Source organism: Streptomyces sp. NPDC002911, from assembly GCF_053591835.1.
Genome location: NZ_JBSFUO010000006.1, coordinates 1 through 17,589, shown reverse-complemented (window position 1 = coordinate 17,589; position 17,589 = coordinate 1). Strand labels below are relative to the sequence as shown.

Annotated in this window: 17 protein-coding genes and 2 rRNA genes; 3 read left to right on the top strand and 16 right to left on the bottom strand. The window is 69.7% G+C overall.

The features are described 5' to 3' along the window. Window positions 1-14: 14 nt before the first annotated feature. The 6 genes from hemB to ACWD04_RS11495 form a co-directional block, all read right to left on the bottom strand. Window positions 15-1,010, bottom strand: coding sequence for a porphobilinogen synthase (gene hemB, locus ACWD04_RS11520; RefSeq protein ID WP_451130594.1), 996 nt, complete (start codon window positions 1,008-1,010; stop codon window positions 15-17). Window positions 1,011-1,172: 162 nt separating this feature from the next. Continuing rightward, window positions 1,173-2,840: a uroporphyrinogen-III synthase gene (locus tag ACWD04_RS11515; RefSeq protein ID WP_451130592.1), complete on the bottom strand. Its 1,668-nt coding sequence runs from the start codon at window positions 2,838-2,840 to the stop codon at window positions 1,173-1,175. Beyond that, on the bottom strand, window positions 2,837-3,823 hold the full coding sequence (gene hemC, locus ACWD04_RS11510; RefSeq protein WP_451130590.1) for a hydroxymethylbilane synthase: 987 nt from the start codon (window positions 3,821-3,823) through the stop codon (window positions 2,837-2,839). Before hemC ends, ACWD04_RS11515 begins: the two co-directional genes overlap by 4 nt. Continuing rightward, window positions 3,820-5,313 (bottom strand): glutamyl-tRNA reductase, encoded by a 1,494-nt coding sequence (locus tag ACWD04_RS11505; RefSeq protein WP_451130588.1) that lies wholly within the window; start codon window positions 5,311-5,313, stop codon window positions 3,820-3,822. The genes hemC and ACWD04_RS11505 overlap by 4 nt, the downstream gene beginning before the upstream one ends. Then, window positions 5,310-6,095, bottom strand: a complete 786-nt coding sequence (locus ACWD04_RS11500) for a redox-sensing transcriptional repressor Rex (RefSeq protein ID WP_451130586.1) — start codon at window positions 6,093-6,095, stop codon at window positions 5,310-5,312. Before ACWD04_RS11500 ends, ACWD04_RS11505 begins: the two co-directional genes overlap by 4 nt. 285 nt (window positions 6,096-6,380) lie before the next feature. Further along, window positions 6,381-6,656 carry a glutaredoxin family protein gene (locus tag ACWD04_RS11495; protein WP_451130584.1) on the bottom strand — a complete coding sequence of 92 codons (276 nt, stop codon included), beginning with the start codon at window positions 6,654-6,656 and terminating at the stop codon, window positions 6,381-6,383. A 143-nt stretch (window positions 6,657-6,799) separates the two neighbouring features. On the opposite strand from ACWD04_RS11495, the gene ACWD04_RS11490 reads away from it, so the two are divergent. The 3 genes from ACWD04_RS11490 (at window position 6,800) to ACWD04_RS11480 (ending at window position 10,285) form a co-directional block, all read left to right on the top strand. Further along, window positions 6,800-7,741, top strand: coding sequence for an HAD family hydrolase (locus tag ACWD04_RS11490; protein WP_451130582.1), 942 nt, complete (start codon window positions 6,800-6,802; stop codon window positions 7,739-7,741). Window positions 7,742-8,104: 363 nt separating this feature from the next. Further along, window positions 8,105-8,881, top strand: a complete 777-nt coding sequence (locus ACWD04_RS11485; protein ID WP_451130580.1) for an ECF subfamily RNA polymerase sigma factor, BldN family — start codon at window positions 8,105-8,107, stop codon at window positions 8,879-8,881. 210 nt (window positions 8,882-9,091) lie between these two features. Continuing rightward, window positions 9,092-10,285, top strand: a complete 1,194-nt coding sequence (locus ACWD04_RS11480; RefSeq protein ID WP_451130578.1) for a DUF5667 domain-containing protein — start codon at window positions 9,092-9,094, stop codon at window positions 10,283-10,285. Window positions 10,286-10,370: 85 nt separating this feature from the next. Here ACWD04_RS11480 and ACWD04_RS11475 read toward each other — a convergent pair whose 3' ends face one another. The 10 genes from ACWD04_RS11475 to ACWD04_RS11430 form a co-directional block, all read right to left on the bottom strand. Continuing rightward, window positions 10,371-11,420: a lysophospholipid acyltransferase family protein gene (locus tag ACWD04_RS11475; RefSeq protein ID WP_451130576.1), complete on the bottom strand. Its 1,050-nt coding sequence runs from the start codon at window positions 11,418-11,420 to the stop codon at window positions 10,371-10,373. 16 nt (window positions 11,421-11,436) lie between these two features. Next, entirely contained in the window at window positions 11,437-12,507 is a 1,071-nt protein-coding gene (locus tag ACWD04_RS11470; protein ID WP_451130574.1) for an NAD-dependent epimerase/dehydratase family protein, read from the bottom strand. A 232-nt stretch (window positions 12,508-12,739) separates the two neighbouring features. Next, window positions 12,740-12,838 (bottom strand): 30S ribosomal protein bS22, encoded by a 99-nt coding sequence (locus tag ACWD04_RS11465; RefSeq protein ID WP_003948845.1) that lies wholly within the window; start codon window positions 12,836-12,838, stop codon window positions 12,740-12,742. A 110-nt stretch (window positions 12,839-12,948) separates the two neighbouring features. Continuing rightward, window positions 12,949-13,161 carry a helix-turn-helix domain-containing protein gene (locus tag ACWD04_RS11460; RefSeq protein ID WP_158070919.1) on the bottom strand — a complete coding sequence of 71 codons (213 nt, stop codon included), beginning with the start codon at window positions 13,159-13,161 and terminating at the stop codon, window positions 12,949-12,951. A gap of 128 nt (window positions 13,162-13,289) precedes the next feature. Beyond that, entirely contained in the window at window positions 13,290-14,105 is an 816-nt protein-coding gene (locus tag ACWD04_RS11455; protein WP_451130572.1) for a phosphatase, read from the bottom strand. A gap of 109 nt (window positions 14,106-14,214) precedes the next feature. Further along, window positions 14,215-15,387, bottom strand: a complete 1,173-nt coding sequence (locus ACWD04_RS11450) for an acetoin utilization protein AcuC (protein ID WP_451130570.1) — start codon at window positions 15,385-15,387, stop codon at window positions 14,215-14,217. Continuing rightward, window positions 15,356-16,558, bottom strand: a complete 1,203-nt coding sequence (locus tag ACWD04_RS11445) for an MFS transporter (protein ID WP_451130568.1) — start codon at window positions 16,556-16,558, stop codon at window positions 15,356-15,358. The genes ACWD04_RS11450 and ACWD04_RS11445 overlap by 32 nt, the downstream gene beginning before the upstream one ends. Before the next feature lie 42 nt (window positions 16,559-16,600). Further along, complete coding sequence (locus ACWD04_RS11440) at window positions 16,601-17,248, bottom strand: HAD family hydrolase (RefSeq protein WP_451130566.1); 648 nt, start codon at window positions 17,246-17,248, stop codon at window positions 16,601-16,603. Window positions 17,249-17,320: 72 nt separating this feature from the next. Continuing rightward, window positions 17,321-17,437 (bottom strand): 5S ribosomal RNA (rrf, locus tag ACWD04_RS11435). Window positions 17,438-17,516: 79 nt separating this feature from the next. Beyond that, window positions 17,517-17,589: ribosomal RNA gene (locus tag ACWD04_RS11430) — 23S ribosomal RNA — on the bottom strand; the annotation flags it as partial.

Sequence of the window (17,589 nt, the reverse complement as noted above, 5' to 3'; positions counted from 1 at the left end):
GGCCCCGGTCCGCCTCAGCGCCCCAGCTTCCGCGCGACCTCCGTCGCCCAGTACGTCAGGATCATCCGCGCACCCGCGCGCCGGATGCCCATGAGGCTCTCCAGGATCGCCGCGTCCCGGTCGATCCAGCCCTTCTCCGCGGCGGCCTCGATCATCGCGTACTCGCCGCTGATCTGGTACGCCGCGACCGGCACGTCCACCGACTCGGCGACCTTGGCCAGGATGTCCAGGTAGGGGCCGGCCGGCTTGACCATGACCATGTCGGCGCCCTCCTCCAGGTCCAGCGCCAGCTCGCGCAGCGACTCGCGGATGTTCGCCGGATCCTGCTGGTACGTCTTGCGGTCGCCCTTGAGCGACGAGCCCACCGCCTCGCGGAACGGGCCGTAGAAGGCCGAGGAGTACTTCGCGGTGTAGGCGAGGATCGACACGTCCTCGTGGCCCGTCTGGTCCAGGGCGTCACGGATCACGCCGACCTGGCCGTCCATCATGCCGCTGGGACCGACCACGTGCGCGCCCGCGTCCGCCTGCACCTGGGCCATCTCGGCGTACCGCTCCAGCGTGGCGTCGTTGTCGACGCGGCCGTCCTCGGTCAGCACCCCGCAGTGGCCATGGTCGGTGTACTCGTCCAGACAGAGGTCGGACATGATCACGAGGTCGTCCCCGACCTCTTCCCGCACCGCCCGCAGACCGGCCTGGAGAATACCGCCCGGGTCGGTCCCCGCCGTGCCCCGCGCGTCCTTCTTCTCGTCCAGCGGGACGCCGAAGAGCATGATCCCCGAAACACCCGCCGCGACCGCGTCGACAGCGGCCTTCCGCAGCGTGTCCATGGTGTGCTGCTGCACACCCGGCATGGCGGAGATGGCGACCGGCGCGTCGATGCCCTCGCGTACGAACGCGGGCAGGATCAGGTTCGCCGGGTCGAGCCGGGTCTCGGCGACCATACGCCGCATGACGGGGGTCGTCCGCAGCCGGCGGGGCCGCGAGCCGGGGAAGTTAGCGTACTCAGTCATCCTTCGAGACTAGACCCGCACACATCACCGGTTTACCGACAGCCGAGCCGGAAAAAAACGGCCTCCGGGGACGACCGCACAGGCCGGAGGTCACCGCCACAGACGAAGGGCCCGGCCGCTTCCCACCGGAAACAGCCAGGCCCATACATCCGTTGCCGACCCTCAGGTCGTCGTCCGGCGGCGCCGCGCACCCGGACGCCGCTCGCTCGGCCGCGTCACCGGGTCGCCGGCCTCCTTGGCCGCGTCCCGGCGCTGCGCGCCGAAGTCCGCCAGCGCCTGGGCCAGCTTGTGGACCGACGGCTCCGGGGACAGGACGTCGACCCGCAGACCGTGCTCCTCGGCGGTCTTCGCCGTGGCCGGGCCGATGCACGCGATCACCGTCACGTTGTGCGGCTTGCCCGCGATACCGACCAGGTTGCGGACGGTCGAGGAAGAGGTGAACAGCACCGCGTCGAACCCGCCGCCCTTGATCGCCTCCCGGGTCTCGGCCGGCGGCGGCGACGCGCGGACCGTGCGGTAGGCGGTGACGTCGTCGACCTCCCAGCCCAGCTCGATGAGGCCGGCCACCAGGGTCTCCGTGGCGATGTCGGCACGCGGCAGGAACACCCGGTCGATCGGGTCGAAGACCGGGTCGTACGGCGGCCAGTCCTCCAGCAGACCGGCGGCGGACTGCTCACCGGACGGCACAAGATCCGGCTTCACACCGAAGTCGATCAGCGCGGCGGCGGTCTGCTCGCCGACGGCCGCGACCTTGATCCCGGCAAAGGCACGGGCATCGAGCCCGTACTCCTCGAACTTCTCCCGTACGGCCTTCACCGCGTTCACCGAGGTGAAGGCGATCCACTCGTAGCGGCCCGTGACCAGGCCCTTGACCGCGCGCTCCATCTGCTGGGGCGTACGCGGCGGCTCGACGGCGATCGTCGGAACCTCGTGGGGCACGGCACCGTACGAACGCAGTTGGTCGGAGAGCGACGCCGCCTGCTCCTTCGTACGCGGCACGAGCACCTTCCAGCCGAACATCGGCTTGGACTCGAACCACGCGAGCTGGTCGCGCTGGGCGGCGGAACTGCGCTCCCCGACCACGGCTATCACGGGCAGGTGCCCGTCCGGCGACGGAAGGACCTTGGCCTGCTTCAGGACCTGGGCGATCGTCCCGAGGGTCGCCGTCCAGGTGCGCTGACGCGTCGTCGTCCCGGCGATCGTGACCGTGAGCGGGGTGTCAGGCTTACGGCCCGCCGAGACCAGCTCACCGGCGGCCGCGGCCACCGAGTCCAGCGACGCGGACACGACGGCCGTCGCATCGCTCGCACCGACCTCGGACCAGCATCGGTCCGACGCGGTACGCGCGTCCACGAAGCGCACATCGGCGCCCTGCGCGTCACGCAGCGGAACACCGGCGTACGCGGGCACACCGACCGCGTACGCGATGCCGGGCACGACCTCGAAAGGCACCCCCGCGGCAGCGCAGGCGAGCATCTCGGCGCCGGTGTTGCCGTCCAGGCCGGGGTCGCCCGTGACGGCACGCACCACCCGCCTCCCGCCCTTCGCTGCCTCCATGACAAGATTGGCGGCATCCCTGAGGACGGGTACCCCGGCGGGTGTTGACGACATGCCAACAACCGTCATCTCAGGCGTGCTTACCCCTGCTCGCGCATGGCAGCGAACGACGTCGAGAACCTCGGGTTCAGCGACAAGAACGTCCGCGCTCGCGAGCGCCTCGACGGCGCGCAGCGTCAGCAGTCCCGGGTCGCCGGGACCGGCGCCGAGGAAGGTGACATGCCCTGCGGACAGGACAGGGAAGTCGGATACGACAGGGCCGGTGGGGCTCAAAGTGCTCGCTCCCCCATAAGACCGGCCGCACCCTTGGCAAGCATCTCGGACGCGAGCTCGCGACCGAGGGCCGCCGCGTCGTCGTGCGACGTGGGGACGGGACCGGTGATGGACAGCTGCACCAGGGAAGTACCGTCGGCCGTACCGACGACACCGCGCAGGCGCAGTTCGTTGACAACCTGCCCGTCGGCCAGGAGATCGGCCAGCGCACCCACAGGTGCGGAACAGCCGGCCTCCAGGGCGTTGAGCAGGGCGCGCTCGGCGGTCACGGCGACCCGGGTGTACGGGTCGTCGAGCTCGGCGAGAGCTGCGGCGAGGTCCGCGCTGCTTTCAGCGCATTCGACCGCCAGTGCTCCCTGGCCGGGAGCGGGCAGGACGGTGTCGACCGGCAGGAAGCCGGTGACCTCGTCCGTGCGTCCGAGGCGGCTGAGCCCGGCGGCGGCAAGTACCACCGCGTCCAGCTCCCCGCTCCGTACAAAACCAATGCGCGTATCGACGTTCCCACGTATCGCGACCGTCTCTATCTCGAGGCCGTGCGAGCGGGCGTACGCGTTGAGCTGCGCCATGCGGCGCGGCGAACCGGTGCCGATGCGGGCACCGGGCGGCAACTGCTCGAAGGTCAGCCCGTCCCGCGCCACCAGTGCGTCGCGCGGGTCCTCGCGCGGCGGCACGGCGGCCAGGACGAGCCCCTCGGGCTGCGTGGTCGGCAGGTCCTTGAGCGAGTGGACGGCGAAGTCCACCTCGCCGCGCAGCAGCGCCTCGCGCAGGGCCGCGACGAACACGCCGGTCCCTCCGATCTGCGCCAGCTGCTCCCGGGAGACGTCCCCGTACGTGGTGATCTCGACGAGCTCGACGGCACGCCCGGTCACCTCACGGACCGCGTCGGCGACCATGCCGGACTGCGCCATGGCGAGCTTGCTGCGCCGGGTGCCTAGCCGGAGCGGCCTGGTGGTCTCCCCGCCCAGGGGTGAGTTGTCGGTCATGACCGCCCTCTATTCGGGTCGTTCAGGTCTGCCCGGGAGACGGCGGCCACCGTCTGCGGGTCGAGGTCGAAGAGTTCCCGCAGCGCATCGGCGTACCCGGCGCCGCCGGGCTCGCTGGCGAGCTGCTTGACCCGCACGGTGGGCGCGTGCAGGAGTTTGTCGACGACGCGGCGCACGGTCTGCGTGATCTCGGCGCGCTGCTTCTCGTCCAGGTCGGGGAGGCGTCCGTCGAGCCGTGCGATCTCGCCGGCCACCACGTCGGCGGCCATGGTGCGCAGGGCTACGACGGTCGGGGTGATGTGGGCGGCGCGCTGCGCCGCTCCGAAGGCGGCGACCTCGTCGGCGACGATGGTGCGCACCTGGTCCACATCGGCGGCCATCGGAGCGTCCGCGGACGCCTCGGCGAGCGACTCGATGTCGACGAGACGCACACCGGCGACGCGGTGGGCCGCTCCGTCGATGTCGCGCGGCATCGCGAGGTCGAGCAGGTGGAGCCGGGCGGGGCCGGTGACAGCCGGCCGTACCGGCACCCGGCGCACGGCCCGGTCCTGCGCGGCAGCGGTGGCGGAGCCGTTCTCCACCCACGCGGCATGCTGATCCAGTGCGTCGGGCGCGGCGACGGCCAGGGCCTCGGGCGCCTGACCCGCGGTGTCGAATTCGACGCCCAGCGCACCGGCGACGGCCTCCGCGGTCAGCACGAGACCGGTCGCGCCGGTACAGGACACGACGACATCGGCACGTGTCAGTTCGTCCCCGACCGCAGCCATCTCCACGGCGCGGGCCGTCGGGACCCCGGCCTGGCCGAGGATCTCGACGAGCCGGTCGGCACGGGCCCGGGTCCGGTTGGCGACGACGATCTCCTCGACGCCGGCACGGGCCAGGGTGGCAGCGGCGAGCGAGGACATCGAGCCCGCGCCGATCACCAGGGCGCGCTTACCGGCCGCCCACGCGGTGACCTCGGCGCCCTCGGCCAGCTGCTCCAGACCGAAGGTGACGAGCGACTGCCCAGCCCGGTCGATCCCGGTCTCGCTGTGGGCGCGCTTGCCCACCCGCAGAGCCTGCTGGAAGAGGTCGTTCAGCAGACGGCCTGCGGTGTGGATCTCCTGCCCCAGCGCCAGCGCGTCCTTGATCTGGCCGAGGATCTGGCCCTCGCCGACGACCATCGAGTCCAGCCCGCACGCCACCGAGAAGAGGTGGTGGACGGCACGGTCCTCGTAGTGCACATAAAGATAAGGAGTGAGCTCGTCCAGCCCGACCCCGCTGTGCTGCGCGAGGAGGGTGGACAGCTCGGCCACACCCGCGTGGAACTTGTCCACATCCGCGTACAGCTCGATGCGGTTGCAGGTGGCCAGGACGGCCGCCTCGGTCGCGGGCTCCGCGGCGAGGGTGTCCTGAAGCAGCTTCGTCCGGGCGTCGACCGTCAGGGATGCCCGCTCCAGCACGGAGACGGGTGCACTGCGGTGGCTCAGACCTACGACGAGGAGACTCATGCCGGCATCACGGCGGGCATGTCCCCGTCAGGTCCCTTCCGGCCGGCGGGAGTGGCGCGCATCGGCGGCGCCCCCTCTTCGTCGGTGTCCACGGCCGTCCTGCTGTCGGCAGCGGCCCCCTCGCCTGCCTTGCGCTGCTCGTGGAAGGCGAGGATCTGCAGCTCGATCGAGAGATCGACCTTGCGCACGTCGACTCCGTCGGGCACGGACAGCACCGTCGGCGCGAAGTTCAGGATGGAGGTCACACCCGCGGCCACGAGCCGGTCGCAGACCTGCTGGGCCGCGCCGGGCGGAGTGGTGATGACACCGATGGACACACCGTTGTCGCTGATGATGCGGTCCAGGTCATCGGTGTGCTGGACGGCGATCCCGGCCACGGGCGTGCCTGCCATGGCGGGGTCGGCGTCGATCAGGGCGGCGACCCGGAAACCGCGTGAGGCGAAACCGCCGTAATTGGCGAGCGCGGCGCCGAGGTTACCGATACCGACGATCGCGACCGGCCAGTCCTGGGTGAGCCCCAGCTCGCGGGAGATCTGGTAGACCAGGTACTCGACGTCGTACCCGACACCGCGGGTGCCGTAGGAGCCCAGGTAGCTGAAGTCCTTGCGCAGCTTCGCGGAATTGACCCCCGCCGCCGCGGCGAGTTCCTCGGAGGAAACCGTGGGAACCGAGCGCTCGGAGAGCGCCGTCAGTGCGCGGAGATACAGCGGAAGCCGGGCGACGGTAGCCTCGGGAATTCCTCGGCTACGGGTCGCCGGTCGGTGAGTTCGGCCAGTTGCCACGGTGCTCCTGCGGGATGAGCGGGGCTGCAGGCGGCCGTATGTCCTAAGACCGCCCCGTCGACAGCAGGCTATGTCTTTGTGAACGCGTGCACAAAGATAGTGTCCGTTTTGTCTGGTCAAAGTGACCGGGGTCACGCATATTCCCTGCGCGGTCCCGGAACCCGGGACGCCATCAGTCCGTTGCGGGCCCGAAGGGGGCAAGACGGTACACACTCCTCATGTCCACGCCCCCGAGACCACTCAAATCGCCCATGATGTTAACCGGGTTTCGACTTACAGACCCCCTCACGTACGCAACGCCGTGCGCAGCCGCGCCGGGTCCACCCGCCAGAAGGTGTGCTGCTCGTCATCGATCAGGACCACCGGGATCTGCTCCCAGTACTCCTTGTACAGCGCCTCGTCCTGCGTGATGTCCTTCTCCACCCAGGACGCGCCGGTCTCCTCGCAGACCGCGCTCACCACGAGCCGCGCATCGTCACAGAGATGACACCCCGGCTTCCCCATGAGGGTCACCACCCGGTCCACGGGCTTCTTCTTCGTACGACGCAGCAGAGCACTCATGTCTTCATTCTGCGCCTGCGGCGGGCCTCGCAGGGCCCGGCGGGTGCACGGAATCACCCGTTCAACGACCCGGTCGGGGAGAGTTCACACCATCGCTTCCCGCCGCGTCGGGAAGAGCCGAACGGAATGGCTATGCTCACGACATGGCCGCTCTTGGATGGCTCACCCCCCGCAGGCGCCCCGCCACGGCACGCAGCGTGCTCGCAGGCGAGGCCGCAGCCGAGGCCGCGCAGAAGTCGGCGCGCATCGCCGAGGCCGAAGCACTGCCGGCCACCCTGGAAGAGGAGCGGGAACCGGCGTTCCCGGTAGCCGGGGACACCCGGGCCGCCGCCTTCTTCGACCTCGACAACACCGTGATGCAGGGCGCCGCGATCTTCCACTTCGGCCGCGGCCTGTACAAGCGGAAGTTCTTCCAGCGCCGCGAACTGACCAGGTTCGCCTGGCAGCAGGCCTGGTTCAGGCTGGCCGGTGTCGAGGACCCGGAGCACATGCAGGACGCCCGCGACAGCGCCCTGTCCATCGTCAAGGGCCACCGCGTCTCCGAGCTGATGTCCATCGGCGAGGAGATCTACGACGAGTACATGGCCGACCGCATCTGGCCCGGCACCCGCGCACTGGCCCAGGCCCACCTCGACGCGGGCCAGAAGGTCTGGCTGGTCACCGCCGCCCCGGTGGAGACCGCCACGATCATCGCCCGCCGCCTGGGCCTCACCGGCGCACTCGGCACGGTCGCCGAGTCGGTCGACGGCGTCTACACCGGCCGGCTGGTCGGCGAACCCCTGCACGGTCCGGCGAAAGCCGAGGCGGTACGCGCACTGGCGACAGCCGAGGGCCTGGACCTGGAGCGCTGCGCGGCCTACAGCGACTCGCACAACGACATCCCCATGCTGTCCCTGGTCGGCCACCCGTACGCGATCAACCCGGATTCCAAGCTGCGCAAGCACGCCCGCTCCCTGGACTGGCGGCTGCGCGACTACCGCACCGGACGCAAGGCCGCCAAGGTCGGCATCCCGGCCGCGGCGGGCGTCGGAGCCCTGGCCGGGGGCACGGCTGCCGCCGTGGCACTCCACCGCCGCCGCCGCTGACCCCGTGCCCCGGCCCCTCCCCGAGGACGGAAGCGGCACGCCCGGGGACGTACGCCCGATCGGGATCGGAACAACGGACAGGGACGCCACCGCTCCGGCCAGTCGCATTGCGCCCCGGTGACCACAACCCGTCGCCACCACAGGCAGTTCTCGAAGCTATCCGATCAATAACTGGTCACGATGCGCTGCCTGACCCGTCACTTAGAGGTCACGTAAGCGACGCAACCGGTGATTTGAGCAACTGGGTGTAGCAACGCCTGTACGAAGCGTTATTCTCCTCAGACGCACAACGAGCCGCCGCCCGCTACCACGAGTGACGGTTTTCGAACTGCACGTGATGGAAGCTCTGCCTCTGGGAGTCCCGTGTACCCACACGTCGGGGTTGACACCTCGGGCCTGGCTACGCTGCGCGCAACGGTCCTCGACCTCTTGCGCGGCTTCGTCCCCACCGCGTACGCCGCCCCCCAATTTGCCACCCCTGCACCTGCCGGCCCTTGCTACGCGCTGGCCGAACGCAGCGCGGCCGTCGGAAGACGCGGTAACCGCGGCGCCGCGACCACACCCGCCGTCCGCCGGCCCACAGCCGACAGCGACAGCGCGCGCATGATGGATCTCGTCGAGCGCGCGCAGGCCGGTGAGGCCGAGGCCTTCGGCCGCCTGTACGACCAGTACAGCGACACTGTGTACCGATACATCTACTACCGCGTGGGAGGCAAGGCGACAGCGGAGGACCTCACCAGCGAGACGTTCCTGCGCGCACTCCGCCGCATCTCCACCTTCACCTGGCAGGGCCGCGACTTCGGCGCCTGGCTGGTCACGATCGCCCGGAATCTGGTCGCCGACCACTTCAAATCCAGTCGCTTCCGACTGGAAGTGACCACTGGCGAAATGCTCGACGCCAACGAGGTCGCACGGAGCCCGGAGGACTCCGTCCTGGAATCCCTCTCCAACGCCGCCCTGCTGCAAGCCGTACGCCGGCTCAACCCGCAGCAGCAGGAGTGCGTGACCCTGAGATTCCTGCAAGGTCTCTCGGTCGCCGAGACTGCCAGAGTCATGGGAAAAAACGAAGGCGCGATCAAGACTTTGCAGTACCGAGCCGTGCGTACGCTCGCGCGACTACTGCCGGACGACGCCCGCTGACGTCACCATAAGTGACGTGCTCGTGACACACCGCTCGACTCACTCTCGGTCCGTAACCCATCTGCCGCGCCACTCGTTGTGCCGAATGCAGGCCCCCTGTCGCCAACGCCTGACCGTTTCCACTCGCTCGATCGTGTGGAAACGTCTCCGGCAGGCAACCTTCCGGACCCTCAGGGGAGTCGACCGTCATGACGAGAGGAGGTGCCGCCAGTGATTCCCAACGTTTCGGCACACCGGCGGGCGAACGCCTTCGCCCAGGCCCTGGAGGAGCAGTCCCCCCAGGGTGCGGCGGCCGTACAGCCCGAGGAACCGGCCCAACAGGCCGACCACGGAACGCTGTTGGCCCTGGCGAACGGCCTCGGTGAGCTACCGGAGCCGGCATTCGATCCCGAGGTCAAAGTGGTGCAGCGAGCCCAGCTCGTCGCGGCCATGGAGACCATGTTCGCCGAAGGCGGTGCGTCCACGGGCCCTTCGGTGCCCGAACAGCGGAACAAGGGAGCCCACGCCTCCCCGATCCGGAGGCTGCGTCCCCGCTCCCGCTGGGCGAAAGGCCTCACCGCGGGCGGGCTCACGGTCGGTGTCGCCGCGGGAGCATTCGGCGGAGTGGCCGCTGCCAGTTCCGACGCCCTGCCGGGTGATTCCCTCTACCCGCTCAAGCGCGGCATGGAGGACATCAGCCTCGGCCTGGCCGACGGCGACGCCGACCGGGGCGAGGCCTACCTCGACCAAGCCTCGACGCGCCTCAGCGAGGCCCGCAGGCTGATGGAGCGAGGCCGCGCGGGCGATATGGACCATGAATCGATCGGTGAGGTCAGACGCGCACTCGACAGCGTGACGCACGACGCCACCAAGGGGCACCGACTGCTCCACACCGCCTATGAGCGCGACGGTTCCCTCGGCCCCATCCAGACACTGGACTCCTTCTCCCGCTCGCACCGCGCGAGCTGGAGCGGCCTCCGTGACCGGCTGCCCGTGCAGCTGACCGACACCGGCAACAAGGTCACTTCCGTCTTCGAGGCCATGGACCAGGACCTCGCACCGCTGAAGTCCTTGCTGCCCCGCACCCCGGGCACCGAAAGGGAAGCACTGCCCACCAGTTCCCCGCAGGAGGACCGGGGCTCCGCGGCCCCGGACCGCACGGCTCCCTCCTCCTCCGCGGCCCCGGAGGAGAGCGTGTCCACCCTCAGCACCACGCCGAAGCCCTCCGGCTCCGACAGCCCGGCCGACGGGCTGCTCGGCGGCGGCACGGACGGCCTGCTGGGCGACCTCCCGACGGACGGCACCACCCCGTCGTCCCCGCGCGGCACATCCGGCGCGTCCCCCGCACCGGACGTCACCCTGCCGCCGCTCCTCCCGGGCCTGCTGCCCGGCCTGGGCCTCGACAACGAGGATGTCGAGCGCTAGGAGCAACCGCACGTCGTGAGGGGGCTGTCCCGACAGGACGGCCCCCTCGTTCGTACGTACTCGTCACCCGCACGTACTCCCACGGTCAGAAGAAGACCGACCGGCGCTGCACCAGCAGCTTGTACAGCGTGTGCTGGATCTGCTCCCGTACCTGGTCCGTGAGGTTGAACATCAGCATCGGGTCATCCGCCGCCTCCGGGGGGTACCCGTCCGTCGGAATCGGCTCCCCGAACTGGATCGTCCACTTCGTCGGCAACGGCAGCGCACCGAGCGGTCCCAGCCATGGAAAAGTCGGCGTGATCGGGAAGTACGGGACCCCCAGGACTCGGGCCAGCGTCTTCGAGTTGCCGATCATCGGGTAAATCTCCTCCGCGCCCACGATCGAGCACGGCACGATCGGCACCCCGGCCCGCAGCGCCGTCGACACGAATCCGCCCCGCCCGAAGCGCTGCAGCTTGTACCGCTCACCGAACGGCTTCCCGATGCCCTTGAAGCCCTCCGGCATCACGCCGACGACCTCACCGCGCTGCAGCAGCCGCTCCGCGTCCTCCGCGCACGCGAGGGTGTGCCCGGCCTTCCTCGCCAGCTCGTTGACCACCGGGAGCATGAAGACGAGATCGGCCGCGAGCAGCCGCAGATGCCGCTCGGCCGGGTGGTTGTCGTGCACTGCGACCTGGAGCATCAGCCCGTCCAGCGGCAACGTCCCGGAGTGGTTGGCCACGATGAGCGCCCCGCCGTCGGACGGGATGTTCTCGATGCCCTTCACCTCGACCCGGAAGTACGTGTCGGCGAGCGGCCTCAGCACCGACATGAGGACCTGGTCGGTCAGTTCCTCGTCATAGCCGAACTCGTCGACGTCGTAATCACCCGTGAGCCGGCGCCGCAGAAACGCGAGCCCGCCGGCGATCCGCCGGTCCCAGCCACTTCCGGAACCCTCCCCTCCGCCCTCGGAGACGGCACCGGCGGCCTCGGACGCCCCTTCGGGCACCTGACCCCCCGGCAGGGCGCTCACCGGCGCAGGACCGGCCGCCACGGGCCCCTGGCCCCGGCTGCCGCCCGGCAACGCTCCTCTGCGCCGCCCCGCGCCTGAGCGCGAACGGTCGTCATCGAAGGGAATGACCTTGGCGTCCGCCATCGTCGGTCGCGCTCCTCTACCTGGCGCCATGCGTCGAATGTGTCCTGCCGGCCGCTCCCCCGCCGAGCGGCAGCTCGGCCAGCCGGCCGACCGCCCTGCCCACCCGCTCAGGAGGCAGCAGCCCCGGCCCCCGGCTCCGCGCGAACTCCGCGAACGTCCCGGCCGTGGTGAACTTCGGCCGGAAACCCAGCGTCTCGCGCATCTGCACGGTCGAGACCACCCTGCCGTGGGTGAGCAGCCGGATCTGCTCCGGCGAGAAGTCCGTCATACCGATCGTACGGAGCGCCGTTCCCACCCAGGTGACGGCCGGCAGCAGCACCGGCACGGTCGGCCGCCCCAGCCTCCGCGAGCACTGCGAGAGCAGCAGCACACCGTCGCCCGCGATGTTGAACGTGCCGCTGTTCAGCGTGCCGCGCCGGGGCTCGCGGGCGGCGATCTCCAGTACGTCGACGACGTCGTCCTCATGGACGAACTGCAGCCGGGGGTCGTACCCGAAGACCGTCGGCAACACCGGCAGCGTCAGATAATCGGCGAGCGGCGAGTCCGGCTCCGGGCCCAGGATGTTCGCAAACCTCAGCACGCAGACAGCGACGTCCGGCCTTCGGCGCGCGAACCCCCGAACGTACCCCTCGACCTCCACCGCGTCCTTGGCGAAGCCCCCGCTGGGCAGGGACTTGGGCGGCGTCGTCTCCGTGAAGACCGCGGGGTCGCGGGGGGCGGAGCCGTACACGTTGGTGCTCGACTTGACCACGAGCCGCTGCACCGACGGGGATTTCTGGCAGGCGCCGAGCAGCTGCATGGTGCCGATGACGTTGGTCTCCTTGACCGTCGTCCGGCCGCCCGTACCGAGCGCCTTCGCGGACACGTCCAGATGGACGACCGTGTCGACGGAATGCTCGGCGAGGACCCTGGCGATCGCCGACTGCCGGATGTCCGCCAGGACGAATTCGGCGTCGCCGAGCTGATGTCCGGGCGTGACCGCGTCCACGGCGATCACCCGGTCCACGCCGGGGTCGCGCTGGATGCGCCGTACGAAACGGCCGCCCAGCTGCCGGGCCGCGCCTGTGACGAGCACGATCTTCCCCAAGATCAGCGCCTTCCGTCGATCGTTCACTTTCACCGAGCGGGGTCTTCCCCTGGCCGTCACCGTAGTCGGTGGATGTTGCCCTGTGATGACCCCAGGCCAGCTTTAGCGAACCGATGGCGGGAATACCACCGGATCCGCCGCACGGCGTGCACCCCGAACAGCGGCCCCGCAACGCACCGAGGCCCTCCCGCCAGAACGGCGGAAGGGCCTCGGACTCACGAACTGCGTGCGCTTACTTCTTGTTGCGACGCTGAACGCGCGTGCGCTTGAGCAGCTTGCGGTGCTTCTTCTTGGCCATCCGCTTACGCCGCTTCTTGATAACAGAGCCCACGACTACCCTCGCTCACTTCTTCTTCACTGGTGCGGGGCGTCTGGGCCCACACGACCTACGTCGGCCTAGCCTACCCGCCACCGGGTGAGGGACGTAATCCGAGGGCAACGTCAGGCTGACTCCACCCCCACGAAGGACTCGCGAAGATACTCGTGAACCGCTTGCTCCGGCACCCGGAAGGACCTTCCCACCCTGATCGCCGGCAGATGACCGCTGTGCACCAAGCGGTACACGGTCATCTTCGACACCCTCATGACCGAGGCGACTTCCGCCACGGTCAGAAATTTGACCTCGTTGAGAGGCCTCTCACTGTCAGCAGCCATGACCCACCTGTACCTTCCGCACGAGACGCGCACCGGCTTCCCCTCCGGTGACTCTTCGTCGTTGTGCGCTCACTCCCCAGATTAGGGGCGGGTGATGCGAGTGGGGAAGAGGTGAGACGATCGGCCGCCTACCGTGACAGACACGCCTGATTGAGTACATACCGAGTAAGGGGCCGGTAGTAGTCCGACTCCACGCCGTCATCAAGCGGAACGGCGACGGACACTCGCCCCTCGGCCTCACCCACGAACAGCGCGGGGTCATCCGTATCCGCCAGCCCGATGGCCTCGATGCCCAGCTGACCTGCCCCGCAGACCCATCCGTGGTCCCCGACCACCAGCTCGGGCAGCACTCCTCGGGCCTTCACGATCTCCTCCAGCACGGCCCTAACCGGCAGCGGAGAGTGGGTATGTGCGCCGGTGGCACTCCCGGGGGTCCGCACACCCGGTTCGCGCACCAGGGCGACACCTTGTACGTAATCAAGGGTGCACGTGCGTACGCCGAACCGGGTCGTTATGTCGACACATCGGCCCTGCGCGGGGGTGAGCACCGCACACCCCGCCGCCGACAAAGCGTCTGCCAGACCGGCGTAGAACCCGAGCAGCCGATGCGGATGCCCCGTGCCGAACAGCACCGGCGCCCGTCTTTCCACAGCCCCGGCGAGCCGATCCGCGAACGCGTCCAGGGCTGCCAGGGTCCGCTCCGGATCGATCACATCCAGACCTGACACATGACCGGGATCGTCCGAGACCCCGCACTTGTCGGCCATCAGCCGCAGCAGATCACCCTCTCCCCAGGCACGGACCGGATCGAGCCCGAGCAGCACACGAGGGTCTCTCGCCGAGAAAAGCCGATAACTCCGCAGACTGGTCTCCCGCGGCGTGGCCACGGGCCCGGCCAGCCGGGCCGCCAGCAGGTGAGCGCGCAGCGCTCCGGTGCTCAACACCCTCCCGATGCTCCCGCACCGGAAGCACCCACGGGCCGGAACCCGGGTACGGCCCCACCGTTGGCGTAACGACCTCGGCCGCGGCCGCGGGTCAGGTCGTGTCCCTTCCTCAGGCCAGCAGCCCGCGCAGCGGGAACGCCGACCGCCGGGTCGCCAGCACCGCCTGGTCCAGCCGGTCCGCCGGGTCGTACCCGTCCTCCCAGGACTTCCACGAGGGCGTGCGACCGTCCGTCATCCGCGCCGGACCCAACTGCCGCGTACGGGCGTAGACCTCGTCCCGCCACGAGGCCGGAATGACCGACTCCGGATCCACCGGTGCATGTGCGGCGATCCCCACGAGATGGGTCCAGGACCGTGGCACCACATCCACCACCGCGTAACCACCCCCGCCCAGCGCCACCCAACGTCCGTCCTCCGCGTAGGTGTGGGCGAGATCATGACAGGCCGTCATGACGGCCCGCTGGGCGTCCAGCGACACCGCGAGATGGGCCAGCGGGTCCTCGAAATGCGTATCGGCACCGTGCTGGGTCACCAGCACCTGCGGCCGGAACTCCTCCAGCAGCTCGGGCACCACCGCGTGGAAGGCCCGCAGCCACCCGGCGTCGCCCGTACCCGCCGGCAGCGCCACATTCACCGCACCGCCCTCAGCCGCCCCGGCGCCGGTCTCCTCCGGCCACCCTGTCTGCGGGAACAGCGTGCGCGGATGCTCGTGCATCGACACCGTCAGCACCCGGGGGTCCTCCCAGAACGCCGTCTGCACCCCGTCCCCGTGGTGGACGTCCACATCGACGTACGCCACCCGCTCCGCACCCAGCTCCAGCAGCCGTGCGATGGCGAGCGCCGGATCGTTGTACACACAGAAGCCCGAGGCCGCCCCGGGCATCGCGTGGTGCAGCCCGCCGGTGAAGTTCACGGCGTGCGAGGCCTCTCCACGCCATACCGCCTCCGCGGCCCCCACCGAGAGCCCGGCGATGAGCGCGGACGCCTCGTGCATCCCCGCGAAGGCGGGATCGTCGACGGTCCCGAGCCCGTACGCCTGATCGGCGCTCCCGGGATCCGCGGACGCGGCACGTACGGCCGCCACGTAGTCCTCACGGTGCACGAGCCGCAGCGTGGAGTCCCCGGCGGACCTGGCCGAGCGGACCTCCACCGACTGGTCCAGCCCGAACGCCCGCACCAGCCCCATCGTCAGGGCGAGTCTGACCGGATCCATGGGGTGACTGGACCCGAAGTCGTATCCCGTTACTGCCTCATCCCACATCAGCTGCGCGCGCCCGGTCATGCCCGCCACCGTATCGGGCGGGTTCCGTGCCGAACGACCTGGCGTACACGAGCGTCGCGAGGACCAGCACCATGGGCACGAGCATCGCACCGCGGTAGCTCCAGGCGTCGCCGAGCGCCCCCACCAGCGGCGACCCGACGAGAAAACCGACGTAGTTGAAGACGTTCAGCCGGGCAACCGCCACATCACTCGCCCCGGGGAACATCCTGCCCGCAGCGGCGAAGGTCTGCGGCACGATCACACAGAGCCCCAGCCCCAGCAGCGTGAAGCCCAGCATCCCCCACCAGGCGCCGGGCGCAACCGCCACCACCGCGAACCCGACGGCGGCCAGCACGCTGCCACCCCGCACCACGGCCACCGCCCCGAACCGGCGCACCCCGAGGTCACCCACGGCCCGCCCCAGCAGCGTCGTCACCATGTAGACGTTGTACGGAACCGTCGCCAACTGCTCCGAGCCGCCCAGCACGTCCTGCAGATACTTCGCGCTCCAATTGGAGACCGTCGAGTCCCCGATGTACGCGAACGCCATCACCAGGCAGAGCGGCAACAGCAGCCTGAACGGCACGGACGCACCCTGGCCGGGCTCCACCGCTGCCTGCTCCCCGCCGGCCCTCCCCTCCGCGTACCACCGGCTCCCGATCAGAGCCGCGGGCAGCAGGACGACCACCGCCGGCAGATAGGACACCAGCAGCGACAGATCCCCGTGCGCCCCCGCCCAGGCCATCGACGCCCCGGCGATGCCGCCCAGGCTGTAGGCGGCGTGGAAGCCGAGCATGATGCTGCGCCCGTAAGCCCGCTGAAGGCTGACACCCATCATGTTCATCGAGGCGTCCAGAGCCCCGACTGCCAGCCCGAAGAGGCCCAGCGCGAGGGCCACCTGCCAGACCTGACTGCCGGCACCCACACCGAGCAGGGCCAGCAGCACGACGGGCTGCGCCCACCTGAGCACGACCCCCGGCCGCACCCGCGCGACCACCTTCTCGGTGGCCACACTGGCGACCCCCGCCAGAACAGGCACCGCTGCCAGGAAGACGGGCAGCAGCCCGTCGGAGATCCCGTACCGGTCCTGAACGGCGGGGATGCGCGTCACCAGCAGAGCGAAGGTCACCCCTTGCACCAGGAAGCTGAGCGCCAGGGAGACTCTGCCGTGCCGCAACCGCGCATCCGTCATGGCCGCGAGCGTAGAGCGGCGGACTACCGCTGGGTAGATCGGTCAGGCGAGCAGTTTCGGAAGTTGCGACATGTCGGAGAAGTGCCCGGTGACGCCGACGAGCCGGTCCGCCGGCATCATCGAGGTGAATCCGTACACCTCCATCCCGGCCGCCCTGGCCGCCTCGACCCCGAGCGGGCTGTCCTCGATCACTACACACCGGTCGGGGGCGACACCCATCCGCTCGGCGGCGTGGAGGAACAGGTCCGGGGCCGGCTTCCCACGCCCCACGTCCTCCGAGCTGAAGATCCACTCCTCCTCGAACCACTGGTCGAGCCCGGCCTTCCGGTGCCCGGCCGCGATCTTCTGGTGGCTCCCGGACGAGGCGACGCAGTAAGCCACCCCCTCGGCGACGAGCTCGCCCAGCAGCTCCTGGACGCCGTCCACGGCGGCGAGCTGCTCCGCCTCGAACGCGGCGAGAGTGCGGCGGTGCAGCTCCTCGTCGAACTCCGCGGGGAGCTTCTGGCTTGTCCTCTCGTCCACCAGGTCGTGCACCCGGTGGATGGCGGCCCCCATGTAGTCACGGAGGGACTCCTCGTACGAGGTGGGGTGACCGAGCTCCGTGAGGTAGCCGGCCAGGACCGTGTTGGAGATCGGCTCACTGTCGACGAGCACGCCGTCGTTGTCGAAGATGACCAGTTCGTAGCGCATGGTTCGACCCTAGACGCTCAGAACGCAGAAAAGCCCCGTGCCACAAGGGCACGGGGCTTTCCCGGAATAATTGTTCGGCGGCGTCCTACTCTCCCACAGGGTCCCCCCTGCAGTACCATCGGCGCTGAAAGGCTTAGCTTCCGGGTTCGGAATGTAACCGGGCGTTTCCCTAACGCAATGACCACCGAAACACTATGAAATTAACCAACACCGGAAATAAACACGGCCGTTCGTTATTTCAGAACTAACACAGTGGACGCGAGCAACTGAGGACAAGCCCTCGGCCTATTAGTACCAGTCAGCTCCACCCGTTACCGGGCTTCCACATCTGGCCTATCAAC

Excerpts from the sequence above, each read along its gene's own strand:
- hemB (WP_451130594.1), bottom strand. The coding sequence starts at position 1,010 with ATGACTGAGTACGCTAACTTCCCCGGCTCGCGGCCCCGCCGGCTGCGG.
- hemC (WP_451130590.1), bottom strand. The coding sequence starts at position 3,823 with ATGACCGACAACTCACCCCTGGGCGGGGAGACCACCAGGCCGCTCCGG.
- ACWD04_RS11505 (WP_451130588.1), bottom strand. The coding sequence starts at position 5,313 with ATGAGTCTCCTCGTCGTAGGTCTGAGCCACCGCAGTGCACCCGTCTCC.
- ACWD04_RS11495 (WP_451130584.1), bottom strand. The coding sequence starts at position 6,656 with ATGAGTGCTCTGCTGCGTCGTACGAAGAAGAAGCCCGTGGACCGGGTG.
- ACWD04_RS11490 (WP_451130582.1), top strand. The coding sequence starts at position 6,800 with ATGGCCGCTCTTGGATGGCTCACCCCCCGCAGGCGCCCCGCCACGGCA.
- ACWD04_RS11475 (WP_451130576.1), bottom strand. The coding sequence starts at position 11,420 with ATGGCGGACGCCAAGGTCATTCCCTTCGATGACGACCGTTCGCGCTCA.
- ACWD04_RS11460 (WP_158070919.1), bottom strand. The coding sequence starts at position 13,161 with ATGGCTGCTGACAGTGAGAGGCCTCTCAACGAGGTCAAATTTCTGACC.
- ACWD04_RS11450 (WP_451130570.1), bottom strand. The coding sequence starts at position 15,387 with ATGACCGGGCGCGCGCAGCTGATGTGGGATGAGGCAGTAACGGGATAC.
- ACWD04_RS11445 (WP_451130568.1), bottom strand. The coding sequence starts at position 16,558 with ATGACGGATGCGCGGTTGCGGCACGGCAGAGTCTCCCTGGCGCTCAGC.
- ACWD04_RS11440 (WP_451130566.1), bottom strand. The coding sequence starts at position 17,248 with ATGCGCTACGAACTGGTCATCTTCGACAACGACGGCGTGCTCGTCGAC.